The following is a 17,691-nucleotide window of genomic DNA, read 5'->3' as shown; positions in this document are numbered from 1 at the left end:
CGGTTTTTTTTGTGCGGCCGTTTGATGCAGCCATGCGAACGTGCGCGGTCATTCGCGGAAATTGTGCGAACGCTCGCGAACGCCGCGCCACGTCAGGCGAACGCGTCCTGCGCGAGTTCGCGCACGTAGTCCCGCACGCCTTCGGGCCAGTCCACGCTCCACGCCTCGAACCGCGCCCGCTCGCCCGCATAGAGCGCGCGCAACGCCTCCTCGTAACCCGGCAGATTGCCCGCCAGCGCCGTCATGAAACGATGCACGGCTTCGCGCGAAGCGCGCACGCGATGCTTTTCCTCGCCCGCGATCCGCGCCGTTTCCACCAGCTTGCGCAGCACCACCGACGCCCCGCCCGGCTGCGCCGCCAGCCAGTCCCAGTGACGCGGCAGCAGCGTGACCTCGCGCGCCACCACGCCGAGCTTCGGACGGCCGCGGCCGCGCGGCGCGTCGTCGGCGGAATCCTGATCGGCGGATGCTTCTGCGGACTGCGCCGCTTCCTGAGCGGCTTCCTGCGCGCGCGCCTGCCAGGCGGCGTCGGCGGCGAGGCGCGCGGCCACATCGGCGGGACGTCCGCGCAGATCGAATTCGACCGGACGCGCGTCGCGGTCGTCGAAGATCAGCACCGACGCCGACGCATCGCGCTCCAGTTCCGCCTTCACCGCGAGCGCCACGTCGAGCGCCGCGCCGCGCGCCAGCAAGCGCGTCCCCGCAAAAGCCGTGACGCCTTGCACCACCATCTGTTGAATCGCTGCCATGTCGATTGCTTCGTTCGAATCGTGCAGCGAATATTACCCGGGTAAATTATGGAGCGCAATATCACCCGGGTAATATTTAATGACGAACGACAACGCGCAATCCGCTCAGAGGTCCGGCCCGGCGTCCTGCGGCTCGCGCGCGACGCTCGGCTGCCAGACGGCCACGCGGTTGCGGCCCGCTCGTTTGGCCGTGTAGAGCGCGGCGTCGGCGGCTTCGATCAGCGCGCGCCAGTTCTCGAAGCCGCGCTCCGAGGTGCTCGCCACGCCCACGCTGGCCGTCAGCACGCCGTTCGGGCTGTCCTCGTGCGGCACCGCCAATGCCTCGATCGCCGCACGCAGCCGCTCGGCATGCGCAAGCGCCTGCGCCGCGCCGGTCTCGGGCAGCAGCAGCACGAACTCCTCGCCGCCGTAACGCGCCGCACAGTCGCCGGGCCGCCGAGCATGCGCGCCGATCGCCCGCGCCACCGCCGCGAGCGCGCCGTCGCCGGCCGCGTGGCCGTAGCGGTCGTTGAAGCGCTTGAAGCGATCGACGTCGATCATCATCACCGCCAGCGGCTGACCCGAACGCCGCGCGCGCAACCATTCGTGGTCGGCGCGCGCTTCGAAGGCGCGGCGATTCGCCAGCGCCGTGAGCGCGTCGGTGCCCGCGAGCGCGCGCAGTTCGTCCTCCACGCGTTCGCGGCGGCGCAACTGACGCGTGAGCACCAGCGCGAGCGTGATCAGCGACGCATCGAGCAGCGCCGTCAGCGAGCCGATGATCCACGCGCGCACGCGCCATTCCGAATAGATGTCGCCCGCCGCCACCGCGACGCTGAACACGAGCGGATAGCCCTCCACGCGCCGGAACGCGAACCAGCGCCGCACGCCGTCGAGCGGCCCGACGCCGAAAAAACCGCCCGCCTCGACGTGCTCGAACCGGTGAAACAGCGCCGAATCGGCGAGATCCTTGCCGATCATCGCGCTCGCGTAGGGGCGGCGCATCAGCAGCGTGCCGTCGGCGAGCGTGAGCGTGACCACGCCGTTCGCGCCGATCTCCACGCCGCTCATCAACTGACGGAAATAGTCGAGCCGCATGGTGCCGACGACCACGCCCGCGAACGTGCCGTCGGGCTTCGAAAGGCGGCGGCTCAGGCCGATGGTTGCGTTGGCGGCGCCGTCGCGCGGAATGAAGGGGCGGCTCACGTAGAGCCCCATGTTCGGTGTGTCGCGCTGCACGATGAAGTAGTCGCGGTCCGCGACGTTGACCTCGCGCGGCGGCGAAGCGCGCGAGTCGAAAATCACGTCGCCGGCCTCGTTCGCCACGAGAATCACGCCCAGATGCTTCGCCGTGGCCGAGCGGTCGAACAACACGTTCTGGCGGATATCGTCGGGCAGTTCGGCGATGCGCGGATCGCCGAGCGCGTCGATCACGGCCTGCAAGGACAGCTCGTAGATCTCCAGATTGCGCGCCGCATCGCGCTCGAACAGCAGCGCCATGTTGTACGCGGCGGCGCGCGCGCTCGCGAGCGCGTCTTCGCGCATCTGCGCCATGACCCAGCCCGCCACCGCCGTAAGCACGGCGGCCAGCACGATGCTGATGACGATCATCACGTTCGGTCGGCGGGTCATCATGACGGTGGCGCGTGCGAGGCGGTTTGCAATCGAGTGTAGTCCGCGAATCGCACGACGTGTGGGGTTTGCCACGCATGGCGTCGCATGAAGCACGCCTGGTCGTCTCGCTTGTTCGTTTATTACGTATTGACTGAACAATGGCGCAGCGGCACTTGATTCGGATTCCTGCATTTATTTTGCGCGCCAGAAAATCTGCGTTTTTATGTGCGCTAACCGCTATTCGAATCGAGCAAACCGATGATCGCGCCTGCCTCGATCCAGACGCGCCATTGCGTGCCGAAATCGAAATCGGCGTCGATATCGAACGCGCGTTCGAGCGCTTCATCGAGCGTCGCGCCATGCTGCAAAGCGACGAACGCTTCGTGCGCCGCGCGCGTCTGCGCGAGCGGCCGCGCATGCCAGCGCGGGCGCACAACGAGCGTCCAGCCAGGCTCGTCGATGCGCGCGGGCCAGGCGTCTGGCGCGGTGTTTTCCTGATCGTGCTGATCGTGCTGATCGTGCTGATGCGCGCGCCAGATCGCCAGCACGGCGTAGCGCGAAGCGAACGCCGTACAGGCGGGATGCAGCGCAAGGCGCGCGCCCATCAGACTTTCGGCGCCGATGGCCTGCCATTGCGCGGCGCTCAATGGCGTGGCGTCGGCAGCATAGGCCGCGCGATGCAGCGCCCATTCGAGGCGCGCGACATCGCCGAAATACGCGTAACGCGCGTCGCGTTCGTAGCACTCGACGAACGTCGGCAGCATCGCGCCAAAGCGATTCAGATCGGCCTCGCGCGACGGATGCGCACGCGCGTAGGCGAGCGCGAGCGCGTCGAAATACGCATCGCCCGTGAGCGCCGCGAGCACCGGATACGCGCTCGCGAGCGCTTGACGGCGTGCCGCGCGCACGTTGCCGCGATAGAGGCCGAGGCGCGCGTCATTCACACCGCTCGCGATGCGCAGATGTGCGGCGAGCGCAACATCGGCGGCGGGATCGTCGAGTGCGTTTGCGAACGCCGCTTGCGCCGCTTGCAACGCGGCCAGCGAATCATCGGCGGCGTAGCGATCGGCGCTCATGGTCGCTCCGCCGTGCTCGCGCCGGCATGCGCGTCCGCCTCGCGTTCCGCGCGCGTCATGTGGTCGCGCGCGAGGCGCGCCTCGTCGAGCAGCACGTCGAGCGGCGGCACGTCGGTGTCCCACTCGATCAGCGTCGGCACCGCGCCGAAGCGCTGCAACGCAGCGGCGTACAGCGACCACACCGCGGGCGCGACGCGCGAGCCGTGATCGTCGATGACGGCGGCGGGCGTCACGCGATGCCCCGCAAGATGCAGCTCGCCGACCGCCTCGCGCGGCAGCGCGGCCATCGCCTCTGAAGCATCTTCGCCGTGATTGCGCGCGTTCACGTAGAGATTGTTCACGTCGAGCAGCACGCCGCAACCGGTGCGCCGCGACAGCGCCGCGAGAAACGCGGTCTCGCCATAGCTGTCATCGCGAAAACGCACGTACGTCGAGACGTTTTCGATCAGCACGCGGCGGCGCAGCGTGTCTTGCAGACGCGACACGCGCGCGCTCAGATGATCGAGCGACGCCTGATTGAGCGGCATCGGCAGCAGATCGTGCAGCGCCGCATGCGGCGTCGCGCCCCAGCACAGATGCTCGGAGACGAGCGCCGGTTCGATGCGCTCGACGAGCCGCGCGAGACGCGCGAGGTGCGATTCGTCGAGCGGCGCGGCGCTGCCGAGCCCGAGACCGACGCCGTGCAGACTCACGGGCCAATCGCGCCGCACCGTGTCGAGCACGTGCAGATCGTAGCCGCCGTCGCCGAAATAATTCTCGCTGTGCACTTCGAGCCAGGCCACGTCACGCACACCGCGCACGCCGACGTCTTCCTGCGCCGACGCGCGCATGAACGCGTCGAAATGCGCATGCCGCAAGCCGATGCCGACGCCCCGCGCCGGCTTTGCGGTCCGGCTCACGCTTATTGCTCCGGCGTGCCGCCGAGCTTTTCGCAGGTGCCCTTCGGCATGGTCTTGAAGTCGCCCTTGTCGTGATCGACCTTGGCCTGGCCTGCGCAGTCGTGCACGCCGGTCTTGCTGGAGCAATCGTTCTTGCCGGCCTTGGCGACGCCGTAGCAATTGACGGTGTCGTCCGCGTGCGCGACGCCCGCCGTCGCCAGACCCGCGAGCGCGGCGGCGATCACCGCCTGACGGCTAAGTGCGTTTTTCATGAGGACTCTCCTTGAGCGAATTCGATGTCGATGTCCGTGCCGATGTCGATCGGCATGCGAACAGAGATGGGGATCGGTGATTGTCGAGGCCGTCGCTGCACTGCACGACCGGCCGCGCACTATTTTGCCTCACCGAAAAGCTCGCCGCGCAGGCCGCAGGGCGCCGTTGCCCCCGGTGCATGGAATCCGATGAAAAACGTCGGATCTGGCACCGAAATTCCGAAAACTATTTCGATTTTCGCAACGATGTTTGCCACATCTCAATATTTATCTTTGAAGTGCACTGCAATAAAGTGCCATCAACGGATCGAGCAAGACGATTGTTACGGTCCGAAACATAATCTTTGGAGGTTGTTGACCATGAAGTCCCTGATTGCTGCAGCACTCGCTGCGACCGTTCTCGCCGCTCCGGCCCTCTCGTTCGCTCAACAGAGCACGAACCAGCCGCTGACCCGCGCTCAAGTGCGCGCAGAACTCGTGCAGCTCGAAAAGGCCGGCTATCGCCCGGGCCTGTCGAGCCCGTACTACCCGGAAGACCTGCAAGCCGCGCAAGCGCGCGTGGCGCAACAGAACGCCACGGCTGAAGCCACGGCCTACGGCGCATCGACCAACGGTTCGACGCAAGCCGGCAGCCACACGCAGCCGAACATCAAGCCGGTTTACTTCGGCCAGTAAGTTCGCAAGTTCACGCGCCCTGCCGTTCGTGAAACGGCACGCCGCGTAAGTACCCCGGACGGGCCCGCGCTCGACTCGATTCGAGCGCGGGCCCGTCGGTCGTTGCGCTGTGCGTGGACAACGTGCACTAGGAGTGCTTCGACCGCGATACCGACATCGCCATCGACAGACATCGACGCCGCGCAGCTTGTGCGAGGCGTCTACCGCAACCTCCGCCGCCGGATTTCCGGCGGCTTGCCCGGGCGCTCCGGCGTCCGGGCCTTTTTCCTCTTCCTGTGCTTCGATCCGCCTCCTCCATCCGGGGACGCGGATCGCACCTCTTCTCGCTTCCCCGGAACACTTTTTCGCCGATCAGTCCGGCGCGACGACGCTCGCGCAGACCTCGCGCTCTTGCGTGGACGCGCGCCGCAAACGCGCGAGACGCGCACTCGTCACCTGAACCAGCATCGCGATCAGCACGGCTTCGGCGAACGCGAGCGCCGTCGGCTGGCGTGCGAGACCGAGCGTCAGCGTCAGACAGAACGCCGCGAAACCGAAGCGCCCCAGCACCATGCCGCGCAGCAGCGCGATCACGAATGCCGCCCCGTGCGCGCGATGCGACGACACCGCCAGCACGCTGCCCAGCAGCGGAAACACCGCGAACAGCCCGCTCCACGCCGCCCCAAGACGCGACGAGAGCGTTGTGACCGCCAGCGTGAGCGCCGCGCCCGCGGCCATGCGAGTGGCGAGATCGGTTCGGGTGAGCGGCGCGCCCGCCGCGACCACCTCGCTGCGCGGCAGGAAAGTCTGACCGAACAGCGTGGCGGCCAGCGCCGCGCCGAGCGCCCACGGCCACGACACCGGCAACTGCGCGAGCACGCAAGCGGCGGCGAACCACGCGACGAGACCCGCGCCGAGCGCAAACGGCCACGATCGCGCGCGGCAGGTCCAGGCGTAGGCGAAGTTGAAGGATTCGGACGCGAGGATCGCGTACAGCGAGAGCGTCGCGGCGCGCGCGCCGAACGCCGCGCCGTGCTCCATCGTCAGCAGCCAGAGAATCGGCCCGGCGACGACGGGCAGTCCCGCCAGCCAGCCGGCCACTTTCGGCCCCCAACGCTTGCCCGACAGCGACACGAACAACAAAAAAAGCGGGACGAGCGTGAGCTTGAGCGCGAGCATCGGACGGGCGGCGGCAACGTGATGGGAAGCGCCGATGGTAACAGCGCCGCGACGCAAGTTTGCGTGGTCGTGCCGGGCCGGGCTGTCTGCGGGAGCAGTGTGTCAGCGCGGCTGCGTCTGGCTGTTAGTTGCGATTCAACCGACCATCGCCGCCGCCACTCAAAACCCCTGCGTCACGAGCCCCAGCACCGAAAGATCCGGATGCGTGCCGTCGATGATGCTTTTTCCGACGTGCGTGGCTTCGTCTTTCGCGTCCTGATCGCTGCGGAAAGTTTCGTCGCCGTCGGGGTGATACGGGACCGTGTGGCCCGGCAGCGCCGCATTCGCGCCCGGATGGCAGACATACGCGGTGTAGGTGTAGCGCGTGCCGACGTCGTCCGCGGGCATCGCCTTGATATGAATTTCGAAGCCTTCGTAATCGACTTTCTGAGTCGACGGCATCAGCGTCGGTTGTGCGGCGGCGGGCATGATGGCCTCCCTTCTCCGGATGTGCCGGACTCGTGGCCCGGTGATGGAAGAAGTGTAGGCGATGCGCGGCCGCGCGAATCGCGTTGCGCGAGGCGTCGCCTAGAATGGGATGAACCGGTTAGCCGACGACCCGACGGACATTGCCGAACGGAGGACCCTTATGCCGACGAACACCGTGCGCCTTCATCGCGTGCTGCGCGCCACGCCCGAGCGTGTGTATCGCGCGTTTCTCGATGCCGCCGCGCTCGCGAAATGGCTGCCGCCCCATGGCTTCACGGGCACCGTGCATGAACTCGATGCCGTGGTCGGCGGCCGTTATCGCATGTCCTTCACGCACTTCGCGACGGGCGCGAGTCATGCGTTCGGCGGCGAGTATCTGGAGCTGGCGCCCGGCCTGCGCCTGAAGTATTCCGGCACCTTCGACGATCCGAATCTGCCTGGCGTGATGCACACCACGGTCGTCTTGCGCGCGGTGTTTTGCGGCACGGAAATGGACGTCACGCAGGAAGGCATTCCGGAAATGATTCCGGCCGAGGCGTGTTATCTCGGATGGCAGGAGTCGCTTGCGTTGCTGGCGATGCTGGTCGAAGCGGAAGCTCGCGCGTAGCGTGACGAGCCTGTGCGGCGACAACGCGAAAAGGCAAACCTGAAAGGCAAACCCAAAACGAAAAAGGGTTACAGGCAAGCGCCTGTAACCCTTTGAATTCGTTTGGTGGAGAGGAGGAGGATCGAACTCCCGACCTTCGCATTGCGAACGCGACGCTCTCCCAGCTGAGCTACCCCCCCACAACGAAAATGATTCTAGCACAGCTAAATTTGCTTGTGCCAAGCGTCATTTTTGAGCTGACGCAAAACTATTTCGAAGGCGAGCCCGCCAGGATCCACGCAACGACATCGTGAATATCGCTGGCGCTCATCGCGGGATGCGAGGGCATCGGAATCGCGCCCCACACGCCCGCTCCGCCGTCGCGGACTTTCTTTTCGAGCTTGGCCTGCGCGAGTTTATCGCCCTTGTATTTAGCGGCGATGTCATTGAACGACGGACCCACGAGACGGCGATCCACCGCGTGACAGCCCATGCACGCGTTGGTGCGCGCGATGCTCTGACCGTCGCCCGCGGCGAATGCCGGAGCCGCGCCGAACAGGGCGGCGACACCGCCCGCCGCCATGGCCAACACCATCACGCCACGTCGAATTGCCACCACGGAACGACCCACCATCACATCGTCGCTCCGCCGTTGGCCGAATGCGGCGCGGATTCCGTCACGGGCGCGGGCGCCTGCTGCTCGATCGGACGCGAGCTCACGCCCGAATCCGGAATCGCGCCGACGGTCGGCGCATCGGCCGTCGCGGCGGGTGCCTGCGGCGCCGACGCAGCCGACGCATTCGCGGCCATCGCCTGCTGCGGGTTGATGTACTGATAGCACTTCACGACCTGCGAAACGCCCATCACCGTGCTCGATGCGTCGGCGGCGATACGGCCTTCCTCCGGCGTGACGAGCCCCATCAGATAGATGTTGCCGCGCTCGGACACGACCTTGAAGTTGTTCGCGGAGATGTTCTTGTACGCGACCAGTTCGGCCTTCACGCGCCCTTCGAGATACGAGTCGTTGGCGCGCGACGAGAACGAACTCGCCGGCATGACCGCCAGTTCGTTGACGACCGATTCCACATTCGTGACACCGCGCACGATGCTCTCGGCCTTCTGCTTCGACGCTTCGTCGGGCACTTCGCCGGTCAGCAGCACGCGCTGATTGAACACCGCCACGTTGACGTGCGCGGTGTCGGGCAGCGCGTTGCTCACGTTCGAGAGCGCCTTCACCTGAATCTCGCGATCTTCGGTTTGCGAGCCCACGGTGCGGCGGTCGGTCGCCACGAGTGCCGTGCCGCCCGCCGCGCCCGCGAGCGCGAGAAAGCAGCCTTGCAGGCTCGCGCACAGCGAAGCCGCGAAGCCGATCGTCAGCGTGGTCCGTGCCAGCGCGCGCGTCATGCCGGTTCTGATCATCAAGTGCCTCTCCTTCGTCCTTCGGGTGTCAGTCGTCGCCCAGCAGCATCGCGTCGATGCCGTCGCACAGGCAGTGGATCGTCAACAGGTGAACTTCCTGAATGCGCGCGGTCCGCCCGGACGGCACGCACAGCTGAATATCGGTGTCGGCGAGCGCGCCGTTGATCTGGCCGCCGCCCTTGCCGGTCAGCGCGATCACGATCATTTCGCGCTCGTGCGCTTCCTGGATGGCCGCCAGCACGTTCGCCGAATTGCCCGACGTGGTGATCGCGAGCAGCACGTCGCCGGGCTGGCCGAGTGCGCGCACCTGCCTGGCGAACACCTGCTCGTACGCGTAATCGTTCGCGACGGCGGTGAGCACCGAGGCGTCGGTGGTGAGTGCGATCGCGGGCAGGCCCGGACGCTCGCGCTCGAACCGGCCGATCAGTTCGGCGGCGCATTGCTGGGCCACGGCGGCCGAACCGCCGTTGCCGCAAGCAAGGATCTTGTTGCCGTTCGCCAGCGCGGCGAACATGGTATCGACCGCGGCGGCAATCGGCACCGCCAGGGTTTCCATCGCGGCGAGCTGGAGCGCTGCGCTATCGCGAAAGTGCTGTTGAATGCGTTCGACGGACATCGACTCTCTAATCTGTACTGCGGGTATCGCGAAAATTCCGCTGGGTCGCGGCGTGCCGCAAGTTTAGCGCAATCGCGCGCGTTGTCTTCCGGCGTTCTTTTTCTCTGCGCGCGATTTTCGCGCGTTTTATCGCTTCTTTCGCGCTTTTTTTCACCTGCTTACGAGTGAAGCGGCAATGCTGGCATGCAGACGCTCATTCGTCGTCGGCGCGAAATGCATCGCGCAGCCAGGTGAGCCGGCCGCCTTCGAACGTCACCAGATCGAAGCGGCACGCGCCCGGCACCGCTTCGTGCGCCTGCGCGCGCGCCGCGAGAAAGTCGCGCGCCGCGAGCACCAGACGTTGCCGCTTGTGCCAACCGACGCTCGCCGCCGCGCCGCCGTAGCCGCGCCGCGCGCGGGCGCGTACCTCGACGAACACCAGCGTGCCGTCGCGATCGCGCATCACGAGGTCGAGTTCACCGCCGCGGCAATGCACGTTGCGCGCCACCAGCACCAGTCGCTGACGTTGCAGATAGACGAGCGCGTGCTGTTCGAAACGCGCGCCGATCTCGCGACGCGTGCGGCATTCGCCCGCACGCGGTCCGGCGTTCGACCGCGCCCGTGTGGAAAAGTTGTCGCTCCTGCCTTCGCCTCCGCCTTCGTCCTCGCGTTCATCCCGTGCACCGCCGCGATCCGCCCGATGCGGCGTCGCGGCCGGCCCCACATGGCACAATGTCGGCCTCTTTGCTTGCGTTCGCGCGTTCCGTGTCATGACGTCCCTCTCGTCCCCCTTCGAACTCGCCCAGGCCCAGCACTATCCCGCCGCCACGCTTTATGTCGTGGCGACGCCGATCGGCAACACCGCCGACATCACGCTGCGCGCGCTGCACGTGCTCGGGCTCGCCGATCGCATCGCCGCCGAGGACACGCGCAACACGGGCCAACTGCTCGCGCGCTACGGCATCTCGAAACCGATGATCGCCGTGCACGAACACAACGAGCGCGAAGCCGCGCAGCGCGTGATCGAGCATCTGCGGGCGGGCGAACGCGTGGCCTGCGTGTCCGACGCCGGCACGCCCGGCATTTCCGACCCGGGCGCGAAACTCGTGGACGCCGTGCGCGAAGCCGGCTTCCAGGTCGTGCCGATGCCGGGCGCCAGCGCGCTCGCGACCGCGCTGAGCGTGGCCGGCGACTGGGTCTCCACGTTCACGTTTCTCGGTTTCCTGCCGCCCAAGGCGAAGCAGCGCGCGAGCGCGTTGCAGCCGCTCGCCGCGCATGCGCACGCGATGGTGTTCTACGAAGCGCCGCACCGAATCGTGGAGACGGTGCAGGCGCTCGCCGATGCGTTCGGTCCCGCGCGCCGCATCCTGATCGCCCGCGAGTTGACCAAGCTACATGAAGCGCTGTGGCGCGGCACCCTGGCCGAAGGGCCAACGTGGCTGGCCGAGGATGCGAATCGTCAACGCGGCGAGTTCGTGCTGGTGGTGGAAGGCGCGCCCGCGCAGACGTCGGGCGACGAAAATCACGACGCGCTGCTGCGCGTGCTCTTGCAGGAAGTGCCGGTGAAGGGCGCGGCGAAGCTCGCGGCGGCGCTCACGGGCGCTTCGCGCAACACGCTTTACGCGCGGGCGCTCGAACTGAAGCATGAAGGCGGGGAAGAGGACGAAGAAGGCGGCGAGCCGGACTGAGCCGTGATCGCCACACGGCTGCGCGCGTCCGCCTGGGCGCTCGTGGCCTGAAAAACGAAAGGGCCGCAACGCGTCAGCGTGCGGCCCTTCGTGTTTTGCCGGGGTTCGGCCCGAATCAATCTGCGGATCGGTACGGATCTCGACCGGTGCGCGCCACGCGCCAACACGGTCGAATCAGCGGACGATCCGCTCAGCCGATCAGCGGTCGCTGCCCGAGTTCGAGTTGGCGGCCAGCATTTCCGCCTGCGCGGCCTTCGCTTCCTGACGCGAGAGGCCTTCGATGTTCACCTTGGCGGTGCCCGCGTGCTGCAGGCCGAGCATCTTCGCCGCCGCATACGACAGGTCGATCACGCGGCCGCGAGCGTACGGGCCACGGTCGTTGATCTTCACCACGACCCACTTCGAGGTCGAGGGCACGCTCACGCGCACGTACGCGCCGAGCGGCAGCGTGCGGTGCGCGGCGGTCAGCGCTTCCATATTGAAGCGCTCGCCGCTCGCGGTCTTGCGACCGTGGAACGCGCGGCCGTACCACGAGGCGCGGCCCGTCTGGTGGAACGAGCCGACGTCCGGGCTGTCGCTGTCGATCGGCTGGGCGTCGGCGAGCGACTTGTCGTTGTTCGCGCCCGAAGCAGGCAGCGCGGCCAGCGCGGAGCCGTAGCTCTGCGGCGTGGCAAACGCGGTGTGCGCGTCCTTGGTGCTGAGCGCATTGCCCTGCGCCTGGTCTTGCGGACCCGGCGGCATGGCACAACCGGCCAGCACGGACACGGCTGCGAGACTCCCGAATCGTCGTCGAGAAAGTCCGAATTTCATAAGCTAGTCATCACGTTTCAAGGCCGTCCCGCGCCTTGGTTGCGCGTTGCCGGATAGCCTCGGCGGTCGCAGGTAAAAGGACTCCCCGCCCGCGAAACGCGGACGAAAGCCGATACCCGGATGCAGCTCCTGAGCCGCTACCGCTGGTTTTCTTTCACGTCTGGCGCAACCTGTCCCCGGCAGCCTGACCAGACCCCACATGCCGCCATCGAACGCGATGGGCTGCATTCAGGCACGCCGGAACAACACGGCGCACAGGAACGGCGGCGTAGGCCCCACCCAGCGTCACGGCAGCAAGTCCGTGGCAGGCGCGTGGCGCCTGGCTGGGCAAGACGTGCGGTGCCGAACGGATCGGCACCTGATTTGCCGTCTTGTAAGGCAGCCTGTTGGGCTGGCCTCGACGGACGGCACTGCTTGACGGCGATGCATCGCGACCCATTTTTTACCGCGGGTCACATCGCCCAGTGAATGCACGTAGAACGTGCGTGATGGGTCGCATTATACCTAAAACTTATTCTTGTCATCCGTTTCCCATAGAAATCCTGACCATTTCTCACCATTGATGTAATAAAGGACGATCACCCTACTCACCTCGATCCCTTGTCTGACAAGGGATTCAGCCGATCGCTGCGCGCCTCGGGCGGCGCTCCCTGCGCGCCGGTACAATCGAATCTTTGGCCGGCGCCGAGGCGGCCGCGGTTCGCACGCGACGTTTCCTGACGTCGCGGACGCCGACGATCCCGTCCGCAGCCCGCCTCGATGCGCCCCGCCGTCCCAACAACATTTCCGTCCCCGCGTTAGCGCATGAAAGTCACGCTGATTCCCGTCACGCCGTTCCAGCAAAACTGCTCGCTGCTTGTCTGCGAAGCGACGAACCGCGCCGCCGTCGTCGATCCCGGCGGCGACCTCGACCGCATCGAAGCCGAGATCGCGAACCAGGGCGTGCAGCTCGAAAAAGTCCTGCTCACGCATGGCCACGTCGATCACTGCGCGGGCGCGAAGGCGCTGGCCGAGAAGTTCGGCGTGCCCATCGAAGGTCCGCAGGAAGACGAACGGTTCTGGATCGAGCAGTTGCCACAGCAGAGCGTGCGCTTCGGCTTCGGCCATGCGCAGGCGTTCGAGCCGGATCGCTGGCTCGTCGACGGCGACACCGTGCGTTTCGGCGACGAAGCGATGGAGGTCTATCACTGCCCCGGGCACACGCCGGGCCACGTGGTGTTCTTCAGCCGCGCGCACCGGCTCGCGCTGGTCGGCGACGTGCTGTTCGCCGGGTCGATCGGCCGCACCGACTTCCCGCGCGGCAATCACGCCGACCTGATCCGCTCGATCCGCGAAAAGCTCTGGCCGCTCGGCGACGACGTCACGTTCGTGCCGGGCCACGGGCCGGTGTCGACCTTCGGCGAGGAGCGCCGCTCGAACCCGTATGTCGCGGACGGCGTACCCGGCGCAACGGGCCAGGCGCAGTGGGGCTGAAGTGGGCTGATGTCGGGCCAAGCGCTGCGAACCCAGCACCAGACAGATTGAATCAACCAGGCGAAGCAATGAATCAAGCAGCCATAGAGGAAATTTACGTCAGCACCGATGTGGAGGCCGACGGTCCGATCCCCGGTCCCCATTCGATGCTGAGTTTTGCGTCGGCGGCCTACACGGCCGACAAGCGCCTGATCGCCACGTTCTCGGCGAATCTCGCCACGCTCGACGGCGCGGCGCCGCATCCGGTGCAGGCCGCATGGTGGGAAACCCAGCCCGAGGCGTGGGCCGCGTGCCGCACCGATCTGCAGGACCCGGCCGCCGCGCTGGTCGCCTACGTCGAATGGGTGGAAAAGCTGCCCGGCAAGCCCGTGTTCGTGGCGATGCCCGCGGGCTTCGATTTCACCTTCATGTTCTGGTACATGATGCGCTTTGCGGGCCGCTGCCCGTTCTCGTGGTCGGCGCTCGACATCAAGACGCTGGCCTTCGCGATGACGGGCCTGCCGTACCGCAAGTGCATCAAGCCGCGTTTTCCGAAGCACTGGTTCGACGATCACCCGCACACGCACGTCGCGCTCGACGACGCCATCGAGCAAGGCGCCCTGTTCTGCAACATGCTCGCCGACCTGCGCGCGCAGCAGGCCGCCGCCGAAGAAGGCACCGCCTCAAGGCAAAATACCGCCGTCTGAGCGCTAAGTTAGGGAAATTCCCTCGTCATCTGTGGTTTGCATTGCGTTTCGTTTTCCCGGCCTCTACCATTTGGGAATCCGGCGACGCACATGGAGGCGCATTTGACACTCGATACCTTCTCCCAGAAGATCCTGCGCCTGCTGCAGCTCGACGCGCGCCGTTCGGTGCAGGAAATCTCCGATCAGGTGGGCCTGTCCAGCACGCCGTGCTGGCGCCGCATCAAGGACATGGAGCAGTCGGGCGTGATCCAGCGCTACACGGCGCTGCTCGATCGCGAGAAGCTCGGCCTGCATGTCTGCGCGCTCGCGCATATCCACCTCACGCGTCACACGGAAGGCGGCGTCGAAGCGTTCGAGCGCGAGATCGCCACCTGCCCCGAGGTGACGGAGTGCTACAGCACCACGGGCGAGTCGGATTACATCCTCAAGATCGTCGCGCCCGACATCAAGTCCTACGACACCTTCCTGCACGAGCGCATCTTCCGCATCCCCGCGGTCGCCCAGGTGCGCACAAGCGTCGTGCTGCGCGAAATCAAGTTCGATACGCAGTTGCCGCTTTAAGCGCACTCGCGCGCACCTGAGGCGCAGACGAGCGCTTCGGCGTCAGGTGTGCGCGGCGAGCGACTTTACCGCCTCGAGCCGGCTCGCGCCGAGTTCGCGCCTGAGCGCGTCGAGATCGGCGGCCTCGAGCGCGCGCGGGTTGCCGCCCGGCGCAAGCACGGCCTGAATTTCCAGGCCGGTGCTCAGGTAATGCAAGGTCACCGATTCCACCTGCACGCCGCGCGCCGCGAGCGCCTCGCGCAGCGCCGCGGCCACGCGGTCGCGCGGCGGCAGGCTCGCGACCGAGCGCGCGAGCATGTCGTCCTCGGGATCGACGTGGATCAGCGCGTCGAGCACGCGTGCATCGGTGAGCACGCGCTCGCGCGCCATCTCGGCGATGTAATGCCCCTCGGACACCGAGATCAGCGGATCGACGAGGATGTGCGCGTCGACCAGCGCGAGGTCGCCGGTTTTGCGCGTACGCATTTCGTGCACGTCGAGCACGCCCGGCGTGGAGAGCAGCAGCGCGCGCAGATCGGCCGCGGCGGCTTCGTCGAGCGCGCGGTCGGAGAGATCCTGCAACGCATCCCAGCCGAACACCCAGCCCATGCGCGCGACCATGAAGCCGACGATGGCCGCCGCGATCGGGTCGAGCAGCCGCACGCCCATCAAGCTGCCGACGATGCCGAGCGCCACCACCAGCGACGAAGCGGCGTCCGAGCGCGCATGCCACGCGTTGGCGATCAGCATGGCCGAACGCACGCGCTGGGCTTCGCGCAGCATGTAGCGGAACAGCCCTTCCTTCGACATCAGCACGAGCACGGCCACGGCGAGCGCGCTGGCATGGACGGGCGGAATATCGTCGAGATTCGCGATGCGGGTGCCGGCGCGCGCGAGCATACCCACGCCGACCGTAATCAATATGGCGCCGAGAAATAATGAAGCAACGGTTTCATAACGGCTGTGGCCGTAATTGTGATCGGCGTCCGGTTTTGCGCCGCTATGGCGATTGGCGATAAGTACGACGAAATCGGAGACCAGATCGGAAAGCGAATGCACGCCGTCCGCGATCAATGCCTGCGAATGCGCAATCACACCCACGACGATTTGCAGCACGACCAGCACCGCATTCACGGCGACACTGACCAGCGTGGTCTTGCGCGCCACGCGCTGTTTATCGGAAAACGTCTCGGCGACAGAGGAAGCCATGCTCGGGGCAGCGAGGTCACAATATCCCGATTGTAATGGCCACGCCGTCCCTAATTGTAGATAACCCTGGAATCTTCTTTTAAATCAGGCGACTACGAGAAAGCGTCGCATTCGCATTCAAATATGAACCCGAAGAGCCGGTTCAAAACGGCCTGGCTTAATCCGCCGCGACGGCCGATTGAGGAAACAGAATATGGCATCCGAACGTAAGAATACGTAAGGTAGACGCAATAGATCGCAAAATGCGGACGCAAAAAAGCCGCGCGTCATTTCCCCGTGACTGCGCGGCTTTTCTGCTGGACGGACATTTGAGGTCCGCCTGGCAAACACTGTCTGGCGATTTACTTCTGGATCAGGAATTTCTCGCGATCCTTGCCCGCGATCCAGCGCGGCGGCTTGCCACGGCCCGACCACGTGCTGCCGCTCTCGGGGTCGCGATACTTCGGCGCGACGCTGGCGCGCGAGCGGCTGGCCTGCTTGGCGGCCTTGCCGGCTGCACGGCCGCCGCCGAGTTCGGCGAGCGTGATGCCGTAGTCGGCCATTTTCTGCTTGATCTCGTCGAGGACTTCGGCATATTCACGCGCCTTCGCCTCTTCAATCTGCTGCTCCAGCTTCTCTCGCTGTGCGAGAAGTTCCTTGTATGACGACATGAGTAAAGGTGCCTTGATGGTTCGTTGATAATGGCTACCGATCTTGCGCCAGTATGCCGATTGACAGATGATTCGCCTCGGAAATTGGTGGCGAGATTAACACAGAAACGAATCCCCGGAAAAGCGCGCGCAATAAAAATAATTAAAACAGATTTCCAACTGTTCCGCAGCCCCGCAAGTCATAAAGACGCTTTCATTGCGTGCAAATCAGTATTTTTACTGAATGCCGCTTTTTCCAGATAAATCCGATTCTCACAACTGGCAACTTATGAAAATTAATTGGTAAGAATTCGCAAAACATTTCATGCGATGAGAACTTTGCATGCGATGCGTCATTTATCGGGGAATGGCGCATCGCAACAATCGAGAAAATCCCACAGATGGCGGCATCCAGTTAGAGGGATTATTCAGATAGCGTGGCGCTCAATGCAGTCGATTAGCACGGCATGCAAGGATGGCGTATCGGCCTGCGGCTCCTCGAAAACGAAGCGCGCACGCTGTCCGTCTAGCGCGAGATCGGCGCCATAACGGTCCACGCCCAGTAACTCCAGTCCGGCGCGGCGCGCGGGATTCGCCTCGAAGGCCGCGATCAGCGCATCTTCCTCGCCGGCGTCCAGCGGATCGAGGTCGTCGATATCGTTGCCGTCGAGCCAGCCCATCGCGCCGAAACCGCCGATATAGCGCAGGCGCTCGATGTGCATCACCCAGAACGTAAAGTCGCCGAGTTCGAGATAGCGCGCCGCGTCGGGCTGATAGCGCAGGTAGCGGCGCGCGAGCGGCGAGTGCGCGTCGGCGTCGGTGGGCTCGAAAAGACCGAGCAGCGTCATGCGCGGGGCGTTCAGCACGTCCTCGCCGCGCGCGCCCGTCTGCGCGATGAGCAGTCCGGCGCGCGGATCGCCCTGCAGGTTGCGCGTGTGCTCGGCAAGCCGGCTCACGAGAATCACGGGCCGGTGCTCCGTGTCGACAGCGAACGGCAGCAGCGTCGGATACGGGAAGCCGTGCGGCTCGCGCGCGTGCGTGGCGAGCGCGCCGACGGACACCTGATGCAGCAGATGCAGCGGGGCATGGGCGGGAATCTTCACGGCAGCGTCCTCGGGCGATGGAAACGGCGGAAACGAAGCAGGCCGGCGGCGGCAAGCCCGCATTCCGCGATGCCACTATTAGAGCAG

General features: G+C 65.8%; 20 protein-coding genes, 1 tRNA gene and 1 pseudogene. 6 read left to right on the top strand and 16 right to left on the bottom strand.

The features are described from left to right. Window positions 1–92: 92 nt before the first annotated feature. From G5S35_RS00645 to G5S35_RS00625, 5 genes are all read right to left on the bottom strand, one after another. A complete protein-coding gene (locus G5S35_RS00645; protein WP_237181306.1) occupies window positions 93–749 on the bottom strand; it encodes a DUF2239 family protein in 657 nt (218 codons plus the stop codon). A gap of 105 nt (window positions 750–854) precedes the next feature. Then, the gene (locus tag G5S35_RS00640; RefSeq protein ID WP_065061984.1) at window positions 855–2,360 is read right to left on the bottom strand and encodes a sensor domain-containing diguanylate cyclase; all 1,506 of its coding nucleotides are present in this window, start codon (window positions 2,358–2,360) and stop codon (window positions 855–857) included. 209 nt (window positions 2,361–2,569) lie between these two features. After that, window positions 2,570–3,415, bottom strand: a complete 846-nt coding sequence (locus G5S35_RS00635) for an HvfC/BufC N-terminal domain-containing protein (RefSeq protein ID WP_183038458.1) — start codon at window positions 3,413–3,415, stop codon at window positions 2,570–2,572. After that, window positions 3,412–4,314, bottom strand: a complete 903-nt coding sequence (bufB, locus tag G5S35_RS00630) for an MNIO family bufferin maturase (protein ID WP_074982972.1) — start codon at window positions 4,312–4,314, stop codon at window positions 3,412–3,414. The genes G5S35_RS00635 and bufB overlap by 4 nt, the downstream gene beginning before the upstream one ends. Window positions 4,315–4,316: 2 nt before the next feature. Next, complete coding sequence (locus tag G5S35_RS00625) at window positions 4,317–4,565, bottom strand: BufA1 family periplasmic bufferin-type metallophore (protein WP_065061978.1); 249 nt, start codon at window positions 4,563–4,565, stop codon at window positions 4,317–4,319. Between the two features lie 360 nt (window positions 4,566–4,925). Here G5S35_RS00625 and G5S35_RS00620 point away from each other — a divergent pair, with 360 nt between their 5' ends. Further along, complete coding sequence (locus tag G5S35_RS00620) at window positions 4,926–5,240, top strand: DUF4148 domain-containing protein (protein WP_065061976.1); 315 nt, start codon at window positions 4,926–4,928, stop codon at window positions 5,238–5,240. 365 nt (window positions 5,241–5,605) lie between these two features. On the opposite strand, the pseudogene G5S35_RS00615 reads toward G5S35_RS00620, so the two are convergent. Beyond that, window positions 5,606–6,398 (bottom strand): annotated as a pseudogene (locus G5S35_RS00615) (hypothetical protein); the annotation flags it as partial. A 159-nt stretch (window positions 6,399–6,557) separates the two neighbouring features. Continuing rightward, window positions 6,558–6,866, bottom strand: a complete 309-nt coding sequence (locus G5S35_RS00610; protein WP_074982969.1) for a hypothetical protein — start codon at window positions 6,864–6,866, stop codon at window positions 6,558–6,560. A 160-nt stretch (window positions 6,867–7,026) separates the two neighbouring features. Here G5S35_RS00610 and G5S35_RS00605 point away from each other — a divergent pair, with 160 nt between their 5' ends. Next, window positions 7,027–7,473, top strand: coding sequence for an SRPBCC family protein (locus tag G5S35_RS00605; RefSeq protein WP_176079457.1), 447 nt, complete (start codon window positions 7,027–7,029; stop codon window positions 7,471–7,473). Between the two features lie 103 nt (window positions 7,474–7,576). On the opposite strand, the gene G5S35_RS00600 is transcribed toward G5S35_RS00605, so the two are convergent. The 5 genes from G5S35_RS00600 to G5S35_RS00580 all read right to left on the bottom strand — a co-directional run bounded on the left by G5S35_RS00600 (window position 7,577) and on the right by G5S35_RS00580 (window position 10,199). Continuing rightward, window positions 7,577–7,652: transfer RNA gene (locus G5S35_RS00600), tRNA-Ala, on the bottom strand. A gap of 68 nt (window positions 7,653–7,720) precedes the next feature. Beyond that, window positions 7,721–8,047 (bottom strand): c-type cytochrome, encoded by a 327-nt coding sequence (locus G5S35_RS00595; protein WP_124260964.1) that lies wholly within the window; start codon window positions 8,045–8,047, stop codon window positions 7,721–7,723. Between the two features lie 38 nt (window positions 8,048–8,085). Further along, window positions 8,086–8,871, bottom strand: a complete 786-nt coding sequence (locus G5S35_RS00590) for a BON domain-containing protein (RefSeq protein ID WP_065061966.1) — start codon at window positions 8,869–8,871, stop codon at window positions 8,086–8,088. A 28-nt stretch (window positions 8,872–8,899) separates the two neighbouring features. Then, entirely contained in the window at window positions 8,900–9,487 is a 588-nt protein-coding gene (locus G5S35_RS00585) for a phosphoheptose isomerase (protein ID WP_074982964.1), read from the bottom strand. 193 nt (window positions 9,488–9,680) lie between these two features. After that, window positions 9,681–10,199 (bottom strand): YraN family protein, encoded by a 519-nt coding sequence (locus tag G5S35_RS00580; protein WP_237181305.1) that lies wholly within the window; start codon window positions 10,197–10,199, stop codon window positions 9,681–9,683. A gap of 37 nt (window positions 10,200–10,236) precedes the next feature. Here G5S35_RS00580 and rsmI point away from each other — a divergent pair, with 37 nt between their 5' ends. Further along, entirely contained in the window at window positions 10,237–11,154 is a 918-nt protein-coding gene (rsmI, locus tag G5S35_RS00575; protein ID WP_065061962.1) for a 16S rRNA (cytidine(1402)-2'-O)-methyltransferase, read from the top strand. A 198-nt stretch (window positions 11,155–11,352) separates the two neighbouring features. Here the strand turns inward: rsmI and G5S35_RS00570 are convergent, their stop codons facing one another. After that, window positions 11,353–11,964, bottom strand: a complete 612-nt coding sequence (locus G5S35_RS00570; protein ID WP_065061960.1) for a septal ring lytic transglycosylase RlpA family protein — start codon at window positions 11,962–11,964, stop codon at window positions 11,353–11,355. 804 nt (window positions 11,965–12,768) lie between these two features. Here G5S35_RS00570 and G5S35_RS00565 point away from each other — a divergent pair. The 3 genes from G5S35_RS00565 to G5S35_RS00555 all read left to right on the top strand — a co-directional run bounded on the left by G5S35_RS00565 (window position 12,769) and on the right by G5S35_RS00555 (window position 14,684). Next, the gene (locus tag G5S35_RS00565) at window positions 12,769–13,437 is read left to right on the top strand and encodes an MBL fold metallo-hydrolase (RefSeq protein ID WP_065061958.1); all 669 of its coding nucleotides are present in this window, start codon (window positions 12,769–12,771) and stop codon (window positions 13,435–13,437) included. A 68-nt stretch (window positions 13,438–13,505) separates the two neighbouring features. Beyond that, window positions 13,506–14,123 (top strand): 3'-5' exonuclease family protein, encoded by a 618-nt coding sequence (locus G5S35_RS00560; protein ID WP_110325286.1) that lies wholly within the window; start codon window positions 13,506–13,508, stop codon window positions 14,121–14,123. A 90-nt stretch (window positions 14,124–14,213) separates the two neighbouring features. After that, on the top strand, window positions 14,214–14,684 hold the full coding sequence (locus G5S35_RS00555; RefSeq protein WP_173816881.1) for an Lrp/AsnC family transcriptional regulator: 471 nt from the start codon (window positions 14,214–14,216) through the stop codon (window positions 14,682–14,684). 42 nt (window positions 14,685–14,726) lie between these two features. On the opposite strand, the gene G5S35_RS00550 is transcribed toward G5S35_RS00555, so the two are convergent. The 3 genes from G5S35_RS00550 to G5S35_RS00540 form a co-directional block, all read right to left on the bottom strand. Then, window positions 14,727–15,872, bottom strand: a complete 1,146-nt coding sequence (locus tag G5S35_RS00550) for a cation diffusion facilitator family transporter (protein WP_183038456.1) — start codon at window positions 15,870–15,872, stop codon at window positions 14,727–14,729. Window positions 15,873–16,213: 341 nt separating this feature from the next. Next, window positions 16,214–16,522 (bottom strand): H-NS histone family protein, encoded by a 309-nt coding sequence (locus G5S35_RS00545; protein ID WP_065061952.1) that lies wholly within the window; start codon window positions 16,520–16,522, stop codon window positions 16,214–16,216. 407 nt (window positions 16,523–16,929) lie between these two features. Beyond that, window positions 16,930–17,604, bottom strand: a complete 675-nt coding sequence (locus tag G5S35_RS00540) for a HugZ family pyridoxamine 5'-phosphate oxidase (RefSeq protein ID WP_065061950.1) — start codon at window positions 17,602–17,604, stop codon at window positions 16,930–16,932. Window positions 17,605–17,691 lie beyond the last annotated feature (87 nt).

It is taken from the genome of Paraburkholderia tropica, assembly GCF_014171495.1.
Taxonomy (GTDB): domain Bacteria; phylum Pseudomonadota; class Gammaproteobacteria; order Burkholderiales; family Burkholderiaceae; genus Paraburkholderia; species Paraburkholderia tropica.
The sequence above is the reverse complement of the archived record's forward strand: the minus strand, read 5'-3'. Positions and strand labels throughout refer to the sequence as shown.